At 30.1% G+C, this 17,629-nt stretch carries 19 protein-coding genes; 5 read left to right on the top strand and 14 right to left on the bottom strand.

Annotation, left to right across the window (positions count from 1 at the left end; translation table 11 throughout):
* Positions 1-13: 13 nt before the first annotated feature.
* From JK634_RS08335 to JK634_RS08375, 9 genes are all read right to left on the bottom strand, one after another.
* The gene (locus tag JK634_RS08335; RefSeq protein WP_202767190.1) at positions 14-1,126 is read right to left on the bottom strand and encodes an HlyD family secretion protein; all 1,113 of its coding nucleotides are present in this window, start codon (positions 1,124-1,126) and stop codon (positions 14-16) included.
* On the bottom strand, positions 1,113-1,613 hold the full coding sequence (locus JK634_RS08340; RefSeq protein WP_202767191.1) for a hypothetical protein: 501 nt from the start codon (positions 1,611-1,613) through the stop codon (positions 1,113-1,115). Before JK634_RS08340 ends, JK634_RS08335 begins: the two co-directional genes overlap by 14 nt.
* Positions 1,600-3,864 carry a peptide cleavage/export ABC transporter gene (locus tag JK634_RS08345; protein ID WP_202767192.1) on the bottom strand — a complete coding sequence of 755 codons (2,265 nt, stop codon included), beginning with the start codon at positions 3,862-3,864 and terminating at the stop codon, positions 1,600-1,602. The genes JK634_RS08340 and JK634_RS08345 overlap by 14 nt, the downstream gene beginning before the upstream one ends.
* Positions 3,865-4,053: 189 nt before the next feature.
* A complete protein-coding gene (locus tag JK634_RS08350) occupies positions 4,054-4,893 on the bottom strand; it encodes an alpha/beta fold hydrolase (protein ID WP_202767193.1) in 840 nt (279 codons plus the stop codon).
* A gap of 16 nt (positions 4,894-4,909) precedes the next feature.
* Positions 4,910-5,275 (bottom strand): DUF4180 domain-containing protein, encoded by a 366-nt coding sequence (locus JK634_RS08355; protein WP_202767194.1) that lies wholly within the window; start codon positions 5,273-5,275, stop codon positions 4,910-4,912.
* Between the two features lies 1 nt (position 5,276).
* A complete protein-coding gene (locus JK634_RS08360; protein ID WP_202767195.1) occupies positions 5,277-5,762 on the bottom strand; it encodes a helix-turn-helix domain-containing protein in 486 nt (161 codons plus the stop codon).
* A gap of 178 nt (positions 5,763-5,940) precedes the next feature.
* On the bottom strand, positions 5,941-6,366 hold the full coding sequence (locus JK634_RS08365) for a GTP pyrophosphokinase (RefSeq protein ID WP_202767196.1): 426 nt from the start codon (positions 6,364-6,366) through the stop codon (positions 5,941-5,943).
* A gap of 21 nt (positions 6,367-6,387) precedes the next feature.
* Positions 6,388-7,056, bottom strand: coding sequence for a hypothetical protein (locus tag JK634_RS08370; protein WP_202767197.1), 669 nt, complete (start codon positions 7,054-7,056; stop codon positions 6,388-6,390).
* Complete coding sequence (locus JK634_RS08375; protein ID WP_202767198.1) at positions 7,049-7,597, bottom strand: sigma-70 family RNA polymerase sigma factor; 549 nt, start codon at positions 7,595-7,597, stop codon at positions 7,049-7,051. The genes JK634_RS08370 and JK634_RS08375 overlap by 8 nt, the downstream gene beginning before the upstream one ends.
* 173 nt (positions 7,598-7,770) lie before the next feature.
* On the opposite strand from JK634_RS08375, the gene JK634_RS08380 reads away from it, so the two are divergent.
* Positions 7,771-8,238, top strand: a complete 468-nt coding sequence (locus tag JK634_RS08380) for a flavodoxin (RefSeq protein WP_202767199.1) — start codon at positions 7,771-7,773, stop codon at positions 8,236-8,238.
* Between the two features lie 53 nt (positions 8,239-8,291).
* Here JK634_RS08380 and JK634_RS08385 read toward each other — a convergent pair whose 3' ends face one another.
* The gene (locus JK634_RS08385) at positions 8,292-8,597 is read right to left on the bottom strand and encodes a hypothetical protein (protein WP_202767200.1); all 306 of its coding nucleotides are present in this window, start codon (positions 8,595-8,597) and stop codon (positions 8,292-8,294) included.
* 12 nt (positions 8,598-8,609) lie between these two features.
* Positions 8,610-9,644 carry a DUF362 domain-containing protein gene (locus JK634_RS08390; protein WP_207753610.1) on the bottom strand — a complete coding sequence of 345 codons (1,035 nt, stop codon included), beginning with the start codon at positions 9,642-9,644 and terminating at the stop codon, positions 8,610-8,612.
* A 182-nt stretch (positions 9,645-9,826) separates the two neighbouring features.
* Here JK634_RS08390 and JK634_RS08395 point away from each other — a divergent pair, with 182 nt between their 5' ends.
* Both JK634_RS08395 and JK634_RS08400 read left to right on the top strand, forming a co-directional pair.
* On the top strand, positions 9,827-10,948 hold the full coding sequence (locus JK634_RS08395; protein WP_202767201.1) for a DEAD/DEAH box helicase: 1,122 nt from the start codon (positions 9,827-9,829) through the stop codon (positions 10,946-10,948).
* Positions 10,941-11,588, top strand: coding sequence for a pentapeptide repeat-containing protein (locus JK634_RS08400; protein WP_202767202.1), 648 nt, complete (start codon positions 10,941-10,943; stop codon positions 11,586-11,588). Before JK634_RS08395 ends, JK634_RS08400 begins: the two co-directional genes overlap by 8 nt.
* A 102-nt stretch (positions 11,589-11,690) precedes the next feature.
* Here JK634_RS08400 and JK634_RS08405 read toward each other — a convergent pair whose 3' ends face one another.
* Entirely contained in the window at positions 11,691-12,785 is a 1,095-nt protein-coding gene (locus JK634_RS08405) for an amidohydrolase family protein (protein ID WP_202767203.1), read from the bottom strand.
* Positions 12,786-13,061: 276 nt separating this feature from the next.
* Here JK634_RS08405 and JK634_RS08410 point away from each other — a divergent pair, with 276 nt between their 5' ends.
* Complete coding sequence (locus JK634_RS08410; RefSeq protein WP_202767204.1) at positions 13,062-14,294, top strand: PucR family transcriptional regulator; 1,233 nt, start codon at positions 13,062-13,064, stop codon at positions 14,292-14,294.
* Between the two features lie 151 nt (positions 14,295-14,445).
* On the opposite strand, the gene JK634_RS08415 is transcribed toward JK634_RS08410, so the two are convergent.
* Positions 14,446-15,303 carry a helix-turn-helix domain-containing protein gene (locus JK634_RS08415; RefSeq protein ID WP_202767205.1) on the bottom strand — a complete coding sequence of 286 codons (858 nt, stop codon included), beginning with the start codon at positions 15,301-15,303 and terminating at the stop codon, positions 14,446-14,448.
* A 116-nt stretch (positions 15,304-15,419) separates the two neighbouring features.
* Between JK634_RS08415 and JK634_RS08420 the strand changes: the two genes are divergently transcribed.
* The gene (locus tag JK634_RS08420; protein WP_202767206.1) at positions 15,420-16,568 is read left to right on the top strand and encodes an epoxide hydrolase family protein; all 1,149 of its coding nucleotides are present in this window, start codon (positions 15,420-15,422) and stop codon (positions 16,566-16,568) included.
* A 103-nt stretch (positions 16,569-16,671) separates the two neighbouring features.
* On the opposite strand, the gene JK634_RS08425 is transcribed toward JK634_RS08420, so the two are convergent.
* Entirely contained in the window at positions 16,672-17,544 is an 873-nt protein-coding gene (locus JK634_RS08425) for a LysR substrate-binding domain-containing protein (RefSeq protein WP_202767207.1), read from the bottom strand.
* Positions 17,545-17,629 lie beyond the last annotated feature (85 nt).

Here is a 17,629-nt window from a genome sequence, read left to right on the forward strand (position 1 = left end):
CTACCTCTAATGGCTAATTTAAATTTATTCCTATTTGCTCCATAAAGTATTTCATATAAGTAATTTTTTCATATTTAACTCTGGTTTCTGTTACCATTCCTAAAGATAAGCCTACTACTTGTCCTTTTTTATCTTTCAAATACGTTTTTTCTGGTTTTATCTTTGCTTTGAAATATATATTCCCTTTCTCGTTATCAATTGTCGCATCTTCATCAACACTTACAATCTTTCCTTTTAATGTTCCATATTCTATTTGACTTAATCCGCCTATTTCCATAGATACCTCATCGCCTATCTTTACTCTTGGCCGATCACTTCCTGATATCAAGGTTTCTACAATCTTGTCGTCATTCTCATTTGCTATAGTTCCAATCATACTACCAGCTTGTAATACCATCCCTTTATTTAATGGTGAACTAAGGTGTATTTTTCCACTGGTTGTCGCAAATAATTTATATTCATCTGATGTTCTAATTAAGGCACTCTTTTGGCTCTCCAACTTATTTTCCTCTAATTCTAATTGTTTCTTTTCGGTTGTAAAACTTAAAATAGTATCATAGTATAATTCATTTAGTTTAGTTTTACTTTGATCTTTATATTGCTTTATTTGATCATCAGTATACCCTTGCTTTTTTAAGTCATTTTCATTAATTTTATATTCATCTTTTCTAGCATAATTATCATGCAATCTATTATAAAATTCTAATTCATCTGAATTATTTTTATTAAAGGAGTTTTCTCCTCTTTCCGCATCCTTTTCGGCTCTAGAGAGTAATTCTATTCTTTTATTTAGTACATCAATTTGTCCTTGAGTTTGGTCTGACTGATAATTTATATCTGCTGATTTTACGGTTAAAAGAACATCGCCTACCTTAACTTCCTGTCCTTCTTTAATATTAACATCATCTATCTCTCCTGATACTTTGGACATTACATTGAACTTACTATCTGTTGTAACAATTCCAGTTCCTTTTACTATATCTGTCTTTATAGACTTAGTAGACCATATTATAAATGCAGCTAATAGTGTTGTTACAATAAAAATTATAAATATCATAAACTTAGGAGGATTCTTATCATACAAAACTTTACTATCACTTATTTCATTTAAATTATAGACCTTCAAGTTCGTGTCCTCCCTTTAACTCCTCCATAAACACATCTGCAATGATATCATTATTTTCCATTTTATCTACAAAAACTGTATAACTATCACCCTTAAGCCTTATATCATTTTCAAATGCATAAAGGTTAAGTTTTGAATATGCAAACTGTAAATTTTCCTCTTTTTCAGTGAATCTTGCAAAAAGACAGTTTTGAATTCTAATTTGATTTCTTAGTTCATATGGAGTTTCAACATTATGTAATGGAGCTTTAAGCTGTATCATGAATTTTAACACAAGCTTAGCCTGTCCATTCTCATCAGCTGAGACTGAAGTATAATTTATCATAGGACCTATTTTTGAATTCCCCTTTGATTTAATATAACTCTCTATCATATAGGATATTTTATCTATATCTTTTAACTCAGCTTCACCTATCTCTCTAATAAGTACATTATTTAATTTTAATGTTTTATTCTCTTTAACTATTATTTTTTCAGTTATACTCATACTCTTCACCCTCTTCTAAAACTTGATCTTTTTTTTCTACTTTCACAGCACTTGAACTAGTTAGTTCTTCACTTTCTTTGATTGTCTTTGGTTCTATCTCACCAACTTGGCTTACATAAAGTTTATAATAATATCCTTTTTTCTTAAGTAAAGTCTCATGATCTCCAATCTCTACTACTTCTCCCTTATCAAGCACATAAATTATGTCACAATTTCTAATAGTAGATAATCTATGAGCTATTATAAGCATAGTTAAGCTTTTTCCTTTAACAAATAAGGTATCATAAATCTTTGCTTCACTTATAAAATCTAAATTACTTGTGGCTTCATCTAAAATAAGAAATTTACATTTTTTTATTAATGCTCTAGCTAAGGCTAATCTTTGTCTCTCTCCTCCTGAAAGTCCTCCTCCAGCTTCATCTAAGAATGTATCATATTTAGCTGGAAGCTTTTCTATAAAAGAGCTACAATTCGCATTTTCACAGGCACTTTTCATTTCTTCATAGGTCACATTCTCTTTACCCAACAGAAGATTTTCTCTAATAGGGCCTGAAAACAACTCAATATTCTGTGGTACATAAGCCATAGCCTTCCTTAGCTCATATATATCTAACTCTTCAATATCATACCCAGAAATCTTAATCTTTCCTTCTTCTGGAGTATAGTATTTAAGCAATAACTTCGATATTGTGGTTTTCCCACTACCAGATTCCCCAACTAATGCAACCTTTTTCCCTTTAGGTATATTTATAGTTACATTTTTAAGTACAGGTGCTCTACTACCATATCTAAATGTTATATTATCTAGCTCAACATCTCCATCAATACTCTCTATTTTTATTTTGTCTTCTATAACTTGTTCCCTTTCAACCTCATATATTTCTGATATTCTTTTTAATGATACGCTCGCCTCTTGTATACTTAGCTGAAGACTTATTAATCTACCTATAGGATCCATAAAATATCCTGATAGTGATGTAAATGCCATTAAACTTCCGAGTGTTATCTTCCCATCTATAACCATAGTAGCACCTAAATACATAAGAATTAGATTTCCTACGGTTGAAACTCCTGAGGAGATAGATCCCTGTATATTTGATAGAACCCCTTCCTTAAAGGCAATTCTTAAATTCTTAATATATTCTGTTTCTAATTTTTCTAAACTCTTTTTTTCTGCTGCAAGTACTTTTATTGTTTCTACGCCTTTTAGACTTTCAATTATATGACTATTTAATCTTGCTTCAGCTTCCATTTTTTTTAGATTAATTTTCTTATAAGGACTCTTAAATATATATATTAAAGCTGCGCTTATAAGAGTAAGTATTAGAATTACCACAAAAAGAGTTTGATTCATGATATATAAAACTATTGCTGAAACTACAGCTAAAACGATATCAATTATTAGTGATAAAGAAATTGAAGTTAATACGTTCTTTATAGTAAAGGCATCTCTAAACCTTGTTAAAATATCTCCTACTTTCCTTGTTGTAAAAAACTTCATTGGAAGCTTGTACACATGTTTAAAATAACCAAGCAATAGTGGGATATCTATCTTCTGAGATAAATATAATAACATCTGTTGTCTAATTGCTGATAAAGCTATTTGTGTTACTCCTAGAACTAAGAATCCAATTACAAAAATTGTTAGTTGATTCTTTAGTCCATATGGAAGAATCTCATCCATCAAAATCTTATTAAAAAATGATGATGCAATCCCAAGTACTGTAAGTATCACAGATACAAGGATACTGTAAAAAAACAACGCTTTTTGTGGTACAAGAAGCCCAACAAACTTCCATAGCATTCCATCCTTATTCCATTTATCTATCTGAAACTCATTATTAGGAACAAGCAAAAGCATAACTCCATCAAAACTTCCGAAAAAATCCTCTATACTTTTCTTTTCTACGCCCTTATCTGGATCTAATATTATAACCTTATCTTTCTTAATTTTGTGTACTACTACAAAGTGGCTTACCCCTTCATTAGTTATAATATGTGCTATTGCCGGCAAGGAATATTTACTCTTAAATCCTTCCTTATCTACCCTAATAGCTTTTGTATCAAAACCCAATTTTTTAGCTCCATCTTCTAGTCCTTTTAAAGTTGTCCCTTTTATGTCAGTACCAAGCACATCTCTTAATTTTGTTATAGTTATTTCTTTTTTATAATACATGCAAATTGTAGCAAGGCACGCTGCTGCGCAATCTGTCATATCATGTTGTTTAACTAAATATTTTTTATAGGCCACTTTTTAGTCTCCCTTTGTCTAAATCATTTTATATTTTTTATTAAAATAATAATACAATATTTTGTAACTAAAATTACATTTATGTAATAAAGTGGTATTTTTTTGTAATAACCGTATTATATGCACGAAAAAAAGTCCTTAATAACTCAAGGACTTTTTTATTTTATTAATATAATCTACATTTAATTTCTAGTTTAAAAACCACATTATTTTATCTACAAGATCAGTAAGAGAATGTCCCTTACCCTTCAATATATTAATATTTGCTTTAGGTCGTAATTCACTCAACCTTTTCGCAGTCTTTAAAGAATGTAGCATTATATCATTTTCTCCTACAAATAGTGCTATTGGCATATCTAATCTTTTTAATTCATCATCTAAAAATATAGGAATTGTCTCTCTTCTATAGATAAAATTCTTAGTGATTAATCTTTGATATTTTAAGATAGTCTCAGGAATTTCTTTATTTCCATTAATTTTATAGACTAGCCTTTTTACGCCAGTCTCTCCTAAACAGGAATAATACAAAGCTTTAAAGATAAAGGACTTTTTTTGTGGTCCTATTCCAGAGGGTGAAATAAGCACAAGTTTATCCACTTTCTCAGGGTAATTCACGGCAAATTTTAATGCCATCCAGGCACCTAAAGAAATACCTACAAAACTTGATTTTTCTATTGATAATTCATTTAAAACATCATTAACCCAAGAAACATAATCCATTCCATTTAAAGAAGCTTGATATTCATTGCTTTTACCTGGCTCTCCTGGTATGTCTATAGCATACACTCTATAATTAAGAGCATACTCTTTTATATCTTTTAACCACATAAAAGAATTCATTCCACTCCCATGAAACAATATAATAGGTGGAGCTTCCTTTTTCCCGCTAGCTATAATAAATGTATTTCCTAAACATGAATTTAGATTAATTATCTCATGTGGAAAATCAATCTTTTCAATAAAAGAATCGTAGTATTTTAATATATCATTTTTTCCTTGTACCGATTTAAAAACGGTTTTTGCATTCAATTATCTCTCCCCCATTTTATCTTAGTTTTAATAACCACTCCTCAGTCTCAGTTATATCCTTAAAGGTTCTAAAATCATTTCCCTTATTTGACTCTAATATCATTTCTCTAAACCTGTCATTTAGTCTATCTTCATTTTCTATAATAACTCCAACCTTAATCTTATAATTCATAAACTTTTGTAACACCATTCCTGCTAGTCTTGTTTTTAAATTAAAGAAATCATCAGAAAGTGCTTTATCATAAAACACTAAATAATTTGTGTCATTTTCCCAACACTTAGATATATAATCTGTTGCTTCTTCTTCTCTCTTTAATTGTTCTTCATTAGAATCGAAAACAATATATACTAAATCTTCTTTTTTTATTACTTCATAATTCATTTTACTTTCCTCCCTCTACAAGCATTTTAATAAAGCTAAGCATATCTTCAGTGAATTTTATATCTCCCCAAAGTAGTACCTTTAACTTATTTTCCTTTTCATAATACTTTACGTTAATAGTTGAATTTCCCATGCTAGCATCCTTGCTATTTAGTAGGGCAATTAATGTATTAGATATTCTCATATATTGATCTGAATTTATTTCATTTATATCAGCTACAGTAGATACATTAATCCTTCCACTTGATTTTCTTATATTTTCTCCTTTAGTTGAAAACTCAATAACTTGTTCTTTATCTTCATTTTCCTTACTAATGTTTAAGTTATTGCTCTCCATAAATAAGCTTAAATCGTGTCCTGTAATTCTCCACTGCTTTCCAACTTTATTTGCCCTGAGCTTGCCCTCTGTTATAAACTTTCTTATAGTTTTATGATGCATATCTAAAATCTCTGCGATTTGATCAATCGAATAAAATTTATCTTCCATTGCAATCTTTCCTTTCTTTGCTATCCTATAGTGAAATTATATTGAGTTTTATTGCTATTGTCAATACTTTGTTGTATTTTATTGTACTTTGATTAACTTTATTGCTATTTGTTGGAATAAAAAAAGCAGCTACAATTTCATTTGCAGCTACTCTTGTTTAAAGAGTAAATCAATTAATCTAATCTTTAAGACTCTTAATAATTCGCTCAGTTGCTTTGCGATACTTTTCTAATCTTATATAATCTCTTTCTGTAGGATTCTTAATTCTTGATAAATCCATATTATCATTTAAATCTGCAAGCTTTACATAACAAGCTAATTTATTATTTATAACTCTTTCTATAAAATCATCGTAGTTCTCATTAGCTTTTCTTGTTAACGCATCTAAAGCTTCTAATATTTCTTCTGAAAACCCTTCTGCTTTTAAATATTCTAATGTAACCTCTGTGTCTTCTATTACATCATGCAATACCCCGCATATTCTCTCAATTTCAGTTTTTCCTGAAAGCATAACTCTAAGTGGATGAAGAATATATGCTTCTCCAGCTTTGTCAACTTGCCCCCCATGAGCTTTTGTTGCTATAATAATAGCTTTTTCAAGCATTTAAGCACATCCTTCTATCTATTATTTAAGAAAACTAATTACTTGATCTTTTATATTAAAAACCACTGTTCCTATAAGAATTGCAAATAGAATAATATAAAGTATCCATGAAATTATACTTGCTTTGGGTTGCCTAAATTCATCTATCTTAATACCTTTGCTTTCATTTAAATACTTAATTGCTTCCATAAAAATTCTTCTATTATCTTCACCATATGCTCTTGCAGATATAGCAAACTCATCATTAAACTCAAATGTAATGGTGTCGCACTTTTCCCATAGATTTATTAAATGTTTTAGATTCTTTATTTCATTACAATATTCCTCTAACACCTCATATAATTTACTCATTTTATATGCAAATATTCTCTTATTAGTAATAAATAGTGCAATATATACTCTAGGTTCTCCCCAAACTGGTGCAGAATAGATTCTAAATATCTCCTTTTCATAATTACTTTGAAGCATAATCATTTTATATTCTATTTTTTCATCCTCAAGAAGGCTCTCATTAACTTTTTCCTCTAATCTCATAAACGCTACTTTTCTTAATATCTTATCATTTTTTACATTATATAAATCTTCACCTACACTATTAGGTGCTTCTAGTGCGCTTTCTTCAATTGCATTTATTTCTTCCTCTGAATACTCTATGGTGTTTAATAACTTTAATAATTCTCTATCATCCATTATAATCACCTACTATTCTTTTAATTTTCTTCTTAGCTCTAGAAATTCTTGTGTATATATATTCCTCTGAATATCCAAGTTCTTTACCTATTTCTTTAATGGGAACCCCTTCTAAATATCTTTTAAGAAATATAATCTTGTCCTTTTCTTCTAAATTATCAAGAAGTTCATTTATTAGTTCTTTATTTTCAATTCTCTCTAAGTCATCATTATATATTGAAGTAATCTCATCCATATATTCTAAAACATTATTTTCTCTTAAACTTTTTCTTTTAATATTTAATGCCTTGTATTTAGTTATAGATATTAACCATGCTTTAAAGTTTCCTTTATTATAATCAAAGCAATCAATGTTAGACCATATGGTCATGAACACATCATTATAGCACTCTTCAATGCTTTCTTTTTCATAAGGTTCATTTAGTATCTTACTGGCCACGTAATAAACTAATTTTCCATAATGAGTCATGAGTTTTTGGAAGCTCTCCATGTTCATATCTTTAATGCCTTGTATAATTTCACTTTCATTAAACTCTCCCATGTCTTACCCCTCCTTCTATCTATTATTAACTTATAACTATAAGTTTCTGTCAAATATTTATAAAATTTACCTATTTAATTTTATAATTCCATGTATTTAAATTAATGTTATAATTAAGTAACGTAATGACTATTTATGCAATATGAAGATAAATAAGACTTTTGGAGGTAACAATGAGTAAAATATTAGTAGTGTTTTATTCTTTTTCTAATACAACAAAAAGATTAGCAGAAGAAATAGCAGAACAAACTAAAGGTGATATTAGAGAGTTAATTCCTGAAAAATCCTATGCCTTTAATTATAATACAGCAACAAAGGAAGTAAGAAACGAAATTGAGAGAGGGTATTGCCCTAAATTAGTATCTGGTGTTGAATCAGTTGAGTCCTATGACTACATTTTTTTAGGAACACCTAATTGGTTTAAATCATTTGCTCCACCCATATTAAGTTTTTTAAGAAACGTAGATTTGCAAGGAAAAACTATTATTCCTTTCTGTACCCATGGCGGTGGTGGCCTAGGACAAATTCAAGTTAATATTGAGGAGGAATGTCCCAAATCAACAGTCCTTTCTGGTTTTGAAACCATGAGTAATTTTGATAAAGAAAAAATTAAAAATTGGCTTAAAAAAATTAGTCTATAATATAAAATCCACTAGTTAAACTAGTGGATTTATGTTTTTAATATATATTTCATTTATGGATTTGTCTTCATACTATCTATGTGCCAAGCTCTATCTTTATCTCTTTTCATATTAAAGAATATTACTTCATTAATACCAGTTATTTTATCGTAATTATAAACATCAATTTCGTATCCAAATTTTTCAGAATATTTTAGTGTAGGAACTATTTTAACTTTATCTGCTACTTCTATTCCACTTCTAGATTTTATATAGTCATACACTACGCTTTTAGATATTTGCACCTCTGAGCACATAAATATTCCGCAAGCTAACAGAACTATAATTACACCTAGTATTATATACTTTCTCCTTTTCACAAATATCCTCACCTAAACCTCTATAAGCTCATACTCTTGGCTGCCTAAGCCTATACTTTCTGCATAATCAAGAGTATATCTCCCTCTTCTAAATACAGTCTTATTATTGTCCTTATCAATCATATCCAAACATGCCTTATCAATAGCTACGGGATCTAGGGATGCAAAAACTCCCACATCATCAACTATTGGTTTCATATTATGACCTTCACAGTCACAATTTTTAGTAATGTTAAAAGCAAAGGTTATATAAATATTCTTCTTATCCTTTGCTGCAGCATAAGCATATTCAGATAGTCTTTCATTAAAGGATTTCGAAATAGATGCAAACCAGCTATTAGTTATAGCTCCATGTGGGCATATTGCCATGCAGGATGCACAACCAACACATTTGTCTTTATCTATCTTTGCCTTCTTATTTAGAGTTATTGCATTTTCCGGACATCTTTTTGCACAAGCACTGCAAGCCTTACATTTTAGTGCACTAATCTTAGGTATTGAATTTGCATGTTGAGCAAGCTTCCCCCCTCTTGCTGCACACCCCATACCAAGTTGTTTTATAGCTCCGCCAAAGCCTGCTAATGCATGTCCTTTAAAGTGACTTATAACAATTAATTGCTTTTTATCTGCTATTTCTTTACCTATCTTGCACTTATTAAAATTCTTCTTATTTATCTCGACTTCTTCGTAAGCTTCACCATGTTCTCCATCTGCAATTATCACAGGAAGTTCTGTAAAGCCATGCTCCTTTGCAAGCTTTACATGCCTCTCTCTTGTTGTTCTCTCTCCCTTATATAAAACATTGGTTTCAATGAATGCACTTTCTATTTTTCTATCTTTTAAATAACCTATTATTCCTCCAAAATTTTTTGACTCAATAAAAGTTTTATTTCCACTTTCACCAAAATGAACTTTAAGTGGTATAAAGTTTTCAAGCTTTATATTTTCCTCTTTTACTAATCTCTCTAAAAGTTCACCTGCTGCTTCACTAATTTCTTCAGTTTTAGAATAAGAATCAATCCCCTTAAAATATACCTTGTTCACCATACATCCTCCACTACACGTTAGTTAAAATCTTAAATATAATTTTTCAATTAATTTTATTATAAATCAAATACTTCCAAATATCTCTATTAGAATTAAAAATTTAATAGAGATAATACTATTACTGTGGTATTATTAACTAGCACTAACAGGAAAAATTTAAGTTAATAATGAAAGGTGAACATATGAATTTTAAAGAATTAGGTATTAGTGAAGATATAATGAGGGTATTAAAAAACCAAGGGATTAAAGATCCAACTCCAATACAAGCTCAAAGCTTTAACCTTATAAAGGATGGAAAAGATGTTATAGCTGAAGCTCAAACTGGAACTGGTAAGACTCTTGCATTTTTACTCCCACTTTTTGAAAATATAAATCCAGACTCAAATTTAGTTCAGGCTCTAATTTTAACACCTACTAGAGAACTAGCTCTTCAAATAACTGAAGAAGCTAAAAAATTAAAAAAGGGCAAGAACATTAATATATTAGCTGCTTATGGCGGAAAAGATATAGGATCTCAATTAAAGAAGCTTAGAGGAAACATTCATCTAGTTATTGCAACTCCAGGAAGACTTCTTGATCATATTGAAAGAAAAACCATAAACTTAAGCAAGTTAAAAACTTTTGTACTAGATGAAGCTGATCAAATGCTTTTAATGGGTTTTAAAAATGAGGTTGAAACTATCATAAAAGAAACCAATAAAAGCCGTCAGACTCTATGCTTTTCTGCAACATTAAATTCTGATGTGAAAAAATTAGCCTATAGATATATGAAGGAGCCTTTCTCAATATCTATAAAAAAGGAAGAAGTTACTCTAGATACAATTAAGCAAGATGTAGTTGAAACTACAGATAGATGGAAGCAAGATTCCTTATGTAAAGTTTTAGATGAAGATAATCCTTTTATGGCCATAATATTCTGCAGAACCAAAAGAAGAGCTGATGATCTTGAGGCTGCACTTCACAAACGCGGATATGACTGTAAAAAACTTCATAGTGATGTACTTCAAGCAAAACGTGAAAAAATTATGAAAGCCTTTAGAAATGGTGATTTCCAATACTTAATTGCTACAGATGTTGCTTCTAGAGGATTAGATATAAATGGTGTTAGTCATATATATAATTATGATATTCCAGAAACTGTTGAAAGCTATATTCACCGTATTGGAAGAACAGGAAGAGCTGGAGAAGAAGGCTATACTTGCCTATTTGTCGATCCTAAAGATAAGAAAATGCTAGAGGAAATAGAAAGAACAATAAAGCTTAAAATTTCAAGAAGAATATTAGATGGAGGAAGTAATGGCTAGAAATCAAAGTGTTAAAGGAAACTTCAATTATAATAATATTGAGAAAAAAGATAAAAACTTTATGTATAAAAACCTATCAAGAAGCAATTGCTATAATTGTGATTTTGAAGGTTCAAATTTTGATTATGTAAGCTTTAGAGGGGCACACTTTAAATCTACTAACTTTTTTAGTTGTAGTTTTAAATGGGCTGAGTTTATAGGAACTAACTTAAAAGATAGTGATTTTAAGGATGCAGTTTTTGAAAACACCATCTTTGACTCTGTAAAATTAGAAGGTGTTAATTTCAAAGATGCAAAGTTTATCAATACTATATTCTTATCAACTGATTTAACTAATGTTAAAAATTTAAATACCCAAAATCCAGAAATAAGAATTTTTAATGAAATGCCCAATATAGAAATAAGTGAAAGTTTGCAAACTGCTGCATTTAATGCTTTAAGTAATAAACATATAAAAGCTTCAAGAGTTCTAGACACAAAAGATGGCAGTCTTAATAACTTAAATATTATGATTCTTTTAGAAAACTTTGAAGAAGAAACATTAATAAAGGGCTTAAACTTCATTAGTACTAATTTAGATAGAGATTTTTACACTTTAAGTTATATAATAAAGTTTTTAAAAAATGCTGAGATAAATTAATATAAAAAGGTCTGATTTTTATTTGAATCGGACCTTTTTTCTCATTGTAGCAAAACCTTTAGGTATTTTTACGGACGAATTATAATTATCTGCTATTAATGATTATTTAATAGTCTCCTTTCCACGAATCCAAACTTGTTTAATATCCTTCACTGCATTAATATCTACAGTTGGATCACCTTTTATAAGAATAAGGTCTGCCCTATAGCCTGACTTAATAATTCCTCTGTCATCCATGCCAAAATATTTTGCTGGTATACTTGTCGCGCTTTGTATTGCCTGTATAGGTGTAAAACCTGCCTCAACCATTAGTTTAAGTTCATCAAGAAGTGAAATACCATAGGGTGCAGAATATGGAGTTGTTGGATCACCAGTATTAGAATCACTTCCTGCCATAATTGTCACACCAGCTTTATAAAGTCTTGCAACTGATTCCTTAACGTAATCATAATTCAATGGCGCGTAGGGATTAAATTTTTTAATAGATTCAACAATCCCTTTCATTGTTACCATGGTCGGAACTGATACAGTACCATTCTTGCTCATCAATTCAATAATCTCTTCTGTTAAAGGTTCAACAAATGGAATATGTGTCACCACATCTACGCCAGCCTTTATTGCAGTTTTAAATGAGCTAGTTGAAACAGCATGTGCAATGACTTTCTTCCCATTAATATGAGCTTGAGTAACAATCGCAGCAACAATTTCTGGTGGAAACACTACAGTTTTAACACTTACACTTTGTTCCTCTAAAATAACTTTAATGTAATCTGCACCGTTTGCTATCTGTTCATTTACAAAACGTTCTGCATCAGTCGCACTTATTACATAAGCAGATTCAGAATACCCCATTTTAATTGGCATATTACTTCCTGATGTAAAAGCTGGACAGTAACTGCTTCGTATATCAGGTAAGCCAGATAAATTTTTTAGACTATCGACTACTTCTGGTGAACGTGTTCCCATATCCATCATAGTTGTAACACCATACATTGAAGCTTCCTTTAGGTTTTTACTTTCATATAAATGAATGTGTGCATCTATAAATCCTGGAAGTAAAGTGCATCCACTTCCATCAATCTCAATGTCTCCTTCTGCTTTATCAGTAATATATCCATTTTCAATTACTACTTTATCCGCCTCTATGCATTCAATACCATTAAATATTTTCACATTTTTTATTAGGGTAGTAGACATTTTAGTACCTCCTATGAAATTACAATATTCTCAAGGCTGAAAAACTACCAAATTTAATCACATTCATAATACTGGATAATCACCTGCAGTATAACTTTCAGTATTCTTCATTAGTGTATTATGCTTCAGTACAATACACTTTAGATAGCCGTCTTGCCTTATATTTCTGATTATAATATACTGTTATTGCATAAACAATGTACTGAAATTCGAATTTTCTTTTATAATAACAAAGGAAATTGTGCTATAGCACAATTAAAATATTAGGAGGTTTCCATGAAAAAAAACTTCGATATAGATAATCTAAATGAAGTAGATATAAAACTTGCACTTTATATGCAGGATCTCTTTGATGGCTTTTGCTCTAATAAAGGACTTCAATATCTGATAGATAAAGCAAGAGAAAGATTTAACAGACCATTGATTCTAATGGATGCAAGCGGCAAGCTCTTGGCTTCTTCATATGATGCCGAAAATGTTTTTCAATTTATTACAGATGAAAATAAGAATATTTTCCTTTCAGAAGATACCTTATCACTAATATATTCAAATAAAACAAATGATACTTTAATAAAAGAGACTACTTCAAATAGAACTCTAATAAATTCCATAAAAATTGATATCATTGAAATTGGAGAACTTGTTGTTTACGAAAATGGCATCCCCTTTCAAGATATTGATTTCATGCTAATAGACAAGGTTAGTGCACTTATATCTGCTCAATTGCAAAAGAATATTCTTTTAAATTTAGATAACAACAATCTCCCAAATTACTTGTTAGCTGACCTTATAAAAGGAAAACAAATTGACGAGTCTATTATAGAAAACAAACAACACTATTTAAAATGGGCTAGGGCAGATAATCTTTATATTATGGTTATTGGAAGTAACAGGCAAGAAACTTTTGACAGTAAGATTTCTACTATTTTTAGAACTTTAAAATCTTACATTCCTATTACTCAATGTATTATTTATAATCCTGGAATTGTAGCTTTTATTGATCAATTCCTATTTGATAAACTTTTTAACACCAACAATAGTGATTTTACTCACTTCTTGAGTAAAAATAATTTATATGCTGGAATAAGCCAAAAGTATACTCTTTTGAACGATTCAAAAAAACACTATTTGAATGCAGTTAAAGCTATGGAGATAGGACAAAAAAGAAACATGCATTGCTCCTTTTTTGAGGATTGTACTTTGTATATTATCTATGAATTGATCTCAACTAGATATGATCAGATGGATTTTTGTCATCCGGCTGTAGCAATGCTTATGGTTTATGATAAAGAAAATGGAACAAATTTTCTAGAAACATTGAAACAGTATATCTTTTATTCTTCTTCTCCAGGAGAAGCTGCAAAAATATTAAACATTCATCGAAATACTTTATTCTACCGTATCAACAAAATAAAAGATATGACTGGTATAAGCTTAGAACATGGTGACGAAATATGCAAAATCTTTATATCTATCAGACTATTAGATATAAAAGCTGAAACACCCTGATTTTGAAATTAAAATTAGAAGCAAAGAAAAAAGTGCTCCATCTTCACAAGATTAGCACTTTTCTAAGATTCATAGTTTATAACATAAATATAATCCAATAGCCCTAGCGAAAAATAAATGTTCTAAGAATGTATATTTAATGTTGTCTCTTTTATTGATAATAATAAACAAACTCCCGAGAAGATTTCCTAAACTCCGTTGGAGTCATTCCTCTTTTTGCAGTAAATTGCTTTATAAAATAAGTATCATACTCAAAACCAGTAGCCCGTGCAATTTCATTTAAGCTCATATCTGTATGAGTTAAAAGACTCTCTGAAAGCTTTAGCCTATATGTAAGTAAGTATCCCATTGCTGTATAGCTAGTTACTTCCTTAAACATTTTATTTAGGGACACTCTATTTAAGTGAGCACATCTTGTTAAATCTTCTAAACTAATTTTATCACTATAGTTTGTATGTATATATTCTAAAACTAAATCAACTGGTGACTGCTCGCCACTTTTGTTTAGTTCCTCAACCAACCCTAATATTTGTATTAAGTACTTTTTTATTCTGCATACCCAAAGAGAATCGCTTTGTGCATGTACTTCTGTTCCCATAATAAAGAACCATTCATATATTTTAGGATAAGCTTTTTCAGTTACATAATACACACCAGTATTGATATTTTCCTTATTAAAAAGGGAAAGACCTGTTTCTATTTTTAAGCTGTTTGACATATATCCTGTTTCCTCAGAAAAATAAGCTGTATTAAAGAAGTCTGGATGAAAGCAAAATGACTGCGCGGCTGAATTATTCTTTTCAATAACTTGTATTCTATCCTCTTTTGATAAACAAAGAACACTTGGAGCAACAACTTTTATTGGATAGTCATTAAGTTTTAAATTCACGCTTCCGTTTGTTACAAAAACTATTGTAAATCTCTCCTCATAAGGAAGTTTATTAAAATTCTCCTCTGTATTAAATTCAATATATACTTTTCTATTCTTATAGCGGTCCATTTGAGGCATAAACATTCCCCCATTAACAAATAGTATAGTTTAAAGCTTCATTTATCTCATTGTATCATAATTTCTAAATGATAAACTATTGGTAAACACTTAAAGGTTACGAAAGGAGAATTATTATGTCTATAGAACGCTTTAATATTAACGTATCTGATGAGGTACTTAATGATTTAAAATACAGGTTAAAAAATGTTAGATGGCCAGATCAATTAGAAGCTTTAGGTTTTGAAAGAGGCACTGATATAAATTATCTTAGGTCCCTTGTTTCTTATTGGAGAGATGAATTTGACTGGCGTGCACAAGAAGCTGAATTAAATAGTTTGTCTCAGTTTCATTGTGAGGTAGATGGTATAGATATTCATTTTGTACACGAAAAAGGAAAAGGACCTAATCCTACTCCAATTATTTTAACCCATGGATGGCCTGATAGTTATATACGTTATAAAAAACTCATTCCGTTACTCACTGATCCTGCTAAGTATGGTGGAAATCCTAAAGACTCCTTTGATGTAATTGTTCCTTCTATACCTGGGTTTGGTTTTTCAAGTAAACCTAAGAATGGTGGAATGAATAATTCTCGTGTTTCTGAACTTTGGGCAAAGCTAATGACTGAAAAGCTTGGATATAATAAATTCGCTGCTGCTGGAGGAGATGTTGGTTCTGGAGTTACAAGGTATCTTGCATTAAATCATCCAGAACTTCTAATAGGGATTCATCTAACAGATGTTGGTATTATAAAAGCTTTAATGACTTCACAAGATACTCTAGTGCTTTCAGCGGAAGAAGTACAATATAAGAAAAATGCCTCTAAGTGGATTTCTGAAGAAGGAGCTTATATTTCTATTCAATCCACAAAACCTCAGACTCTTGCTTACGGGCTTTCTGACTCTCCAGTAGGTTTAGCAGCTTGGATTATTGAGAAATTTCGTGATTGGAGTGATTGCAACGGCGATTTAAGTAGAAGATTTACTAAGGATGAACTGCTAACTAATATAATGATCTATTGGATTACAAATACCATTGGATCCTCAGCAAATATATATTATGAAAACACTCACTCTTTACCACCAATAGGCCCGATTGATGTACCAACAGGCATGACTATTTTCCCTGCTGATATATTACTTCCACCTAAAGAATGGGTTGAACGCAATCTAAATATTACACGATGGACTTCTCTTCCTAGGGGTGGACATTTTACTGCAATGGAAGAACCTGAACTTCTAGCTGAAGAAATTCGAGCATTCTTTAAGTCTTATAGAAATTAAGTTTAAAATAAATAGTCTGTGTTTACTTCATTATGGTTAACATTTGAAGTTTATGCAGACTATTTTGTATTCCATGTTTTATTAAAATCATTTTTCTAAATTTCTAAAACTCTTTGGCTAATTTTTCATAGAAACTTTTAAATGCACTATTCTTTCTCCATATAAAATAAAAATCGTGGCTCTTCTGCAAATCTTCGATTTCTATCTTTTTTAGCATCCCATTATCTAGTTCTTCTTTTACAGCAATTTCGTAAAGAGCTGTAATTCCGTTATTGTCTTTCACTAAATGTTTTATTGCATTAATATTTCCTATCTCTATTACTTTACTAAAATCATCTATTGTAAGGTTTTGACGTTCTAAATTCTTTTCAAAAATATCTCGTGTTCCTGACCCTTTTTCTCTTACAATCAAAGTCTCTTCAAGTAAATCTTCCAATACATGAGATGGTTTCTTTAATTTATAATCCTTACCTGCAATGCAGATATACTTTTCCCTTGAATATACAATAAAGTCATATTCATTTTTTACAAAATATCCTTCAACCAAAGCAAAATCAATTTCTCCATGCTCTAACTTGTAAAGTAGTTCTTCTGTATTCTCTACAATCATAGTTATCTTCATATTATTGTTTTTATTTAAAAAATCACTGAGCTTTGGTGGTAATATGAACTCCCCAATTGTAAGAGTTGCGCCAAATTTAAGATTTCTAATACCTAACTTTTCGTGGTTAATTTTTTCCTTTAGATATTGTTCATCGTGCTTCATAGTAGCGACAGTTTCATATAACATTTTTCCTGACTCAGTTAAGCTTATCTTTTTGCCTTCATATTCAAAAAGTTTAGTATCATAACACTTTTCTAAATATTTAATATGCTGCGATACCGCTGGCTGTGTAATACATAATACTTCTGCAGCCTTAGTGAAATTCATATATTTGCATACTGTTAAAAATGTATCTATTCTAAAATCCAACATATATACTACCTCCAAAATTAATCATAACATATTCTTATTGTTACATAAAAATAAATAATTTTTACTTATCATCATCCTATGCTAA

Source organism: Clostridium paridis, from assembly GCF_016765615.1.
In the GTDB taxonomy this organism is placed as follows: domain Bacteria; phylum Bacillota; class Clostridia; order Clostridiales; family Clostridiaceae; genus Clostridium_T; species Clostridium_T paridis.

Bases quoted from the DNA above. Each gene is read 5' to 3' on its own strand.
- JK634_RS08375 (WP_202767198.1), bottom strand. From the start codon at position 7,597: ATGGGAGAGTTTAATGAAAGTGAAATTATACAAGGCATTAAAGATATG.
- JK634_RS08425 (WP_202767207.1), bottom strand. From the start codon at position 17,544: ATGTTGGATTTTAGAATAGATACATTTTTAACAGTATGCAAATATATG.
- JK634_RS08415 (WP_202767205.1), bottom strand. From the start codon at position 15,303: ATGCCTCAAATGGACCGCTATAAGAATAGAAAAGTATATATTGAATTT.
- JK634_RS08340 (WP_202767191.1), bottom strand. From the start codon at position 1,613: ATGAGTATAACTGAAAAAATAATAGTTAAAGAGAATAAAACATTAAAA.
- JK634_RS08370 (WP_202767197.1), bottom strand. From the start codon at position 7,056: ATGGATGATAGAGAATTATTAAAGTTATTAAACACCATAGAGTATTCA.
- JK634_RS08420 (WP_202767206.1), top strand. From the start codon at position 15,420: ATGTCTATAGAACGCTTTAATATTAACGTATCTGATGAGGTACTTAAT.
- JK634_RS08360 (WP_202767195.1), bottom strand. From the start codon at position 5,762: ATGGAAGATAAATTTTATTCGATTGATCAAATCGCAGAGATTTTAGAT.
- JK634_RS08405 (WP_202767203.1), bottom strand. From the start codon at position 12,785: ATGTCTACTACCCTAATAAAAAATGTGAAAATATTTAATGGTATTGAA.
- JK634_RS08395 (WP_202767201.1), top strand. From the start codon at position 9,827: ATGAATTTTAAAGAATTAGGTATTAGTGAAGATATAATGAGGGTATTA.
- JK634_RS08380 (WP_202767199.1), top strand. From the start codon at position 7,771: ATGAGTAAAATATTAGTAGTGTTTTATTCTTTTTCTAATACAACAAAA.
- JK634_RS08400 (WP_202767202.1), top strand. From the start codon at position 10,941: ATGGCTAGAAATCAAAGTGTTAAAGGAAACTTCAATTATAATAATATT.
- JK634_RS08365 (WP_202767196.1), bottom strand. From the start codon at position 6,366: ATGCTTGAAAAAGCTATTATTATAGCAACAAAAGCTCATGGGGGGCAA.
- JK634_RS08355 (WP_202767194.1), bottom strand. From the start codon at position 5,275: ATGAATTATGAAGTAATAAAAAAAGAAGATTTAGTATATATTGTTTTC.
- JK634_RS08410 (WP_202767204.1), top strand. From the start codon at position 13,062: ATGAAAAAAAACTTCGATATAGATAATCTAAATGAAGTAGATATAAAA.
- JK634_RS08390 (WP_207753610.1), bottom strand. From the start codon at position 9,644: ATGGTGAACAAGGTATATTTTAAGGGGATTGATTCTTATTCTAAAACT.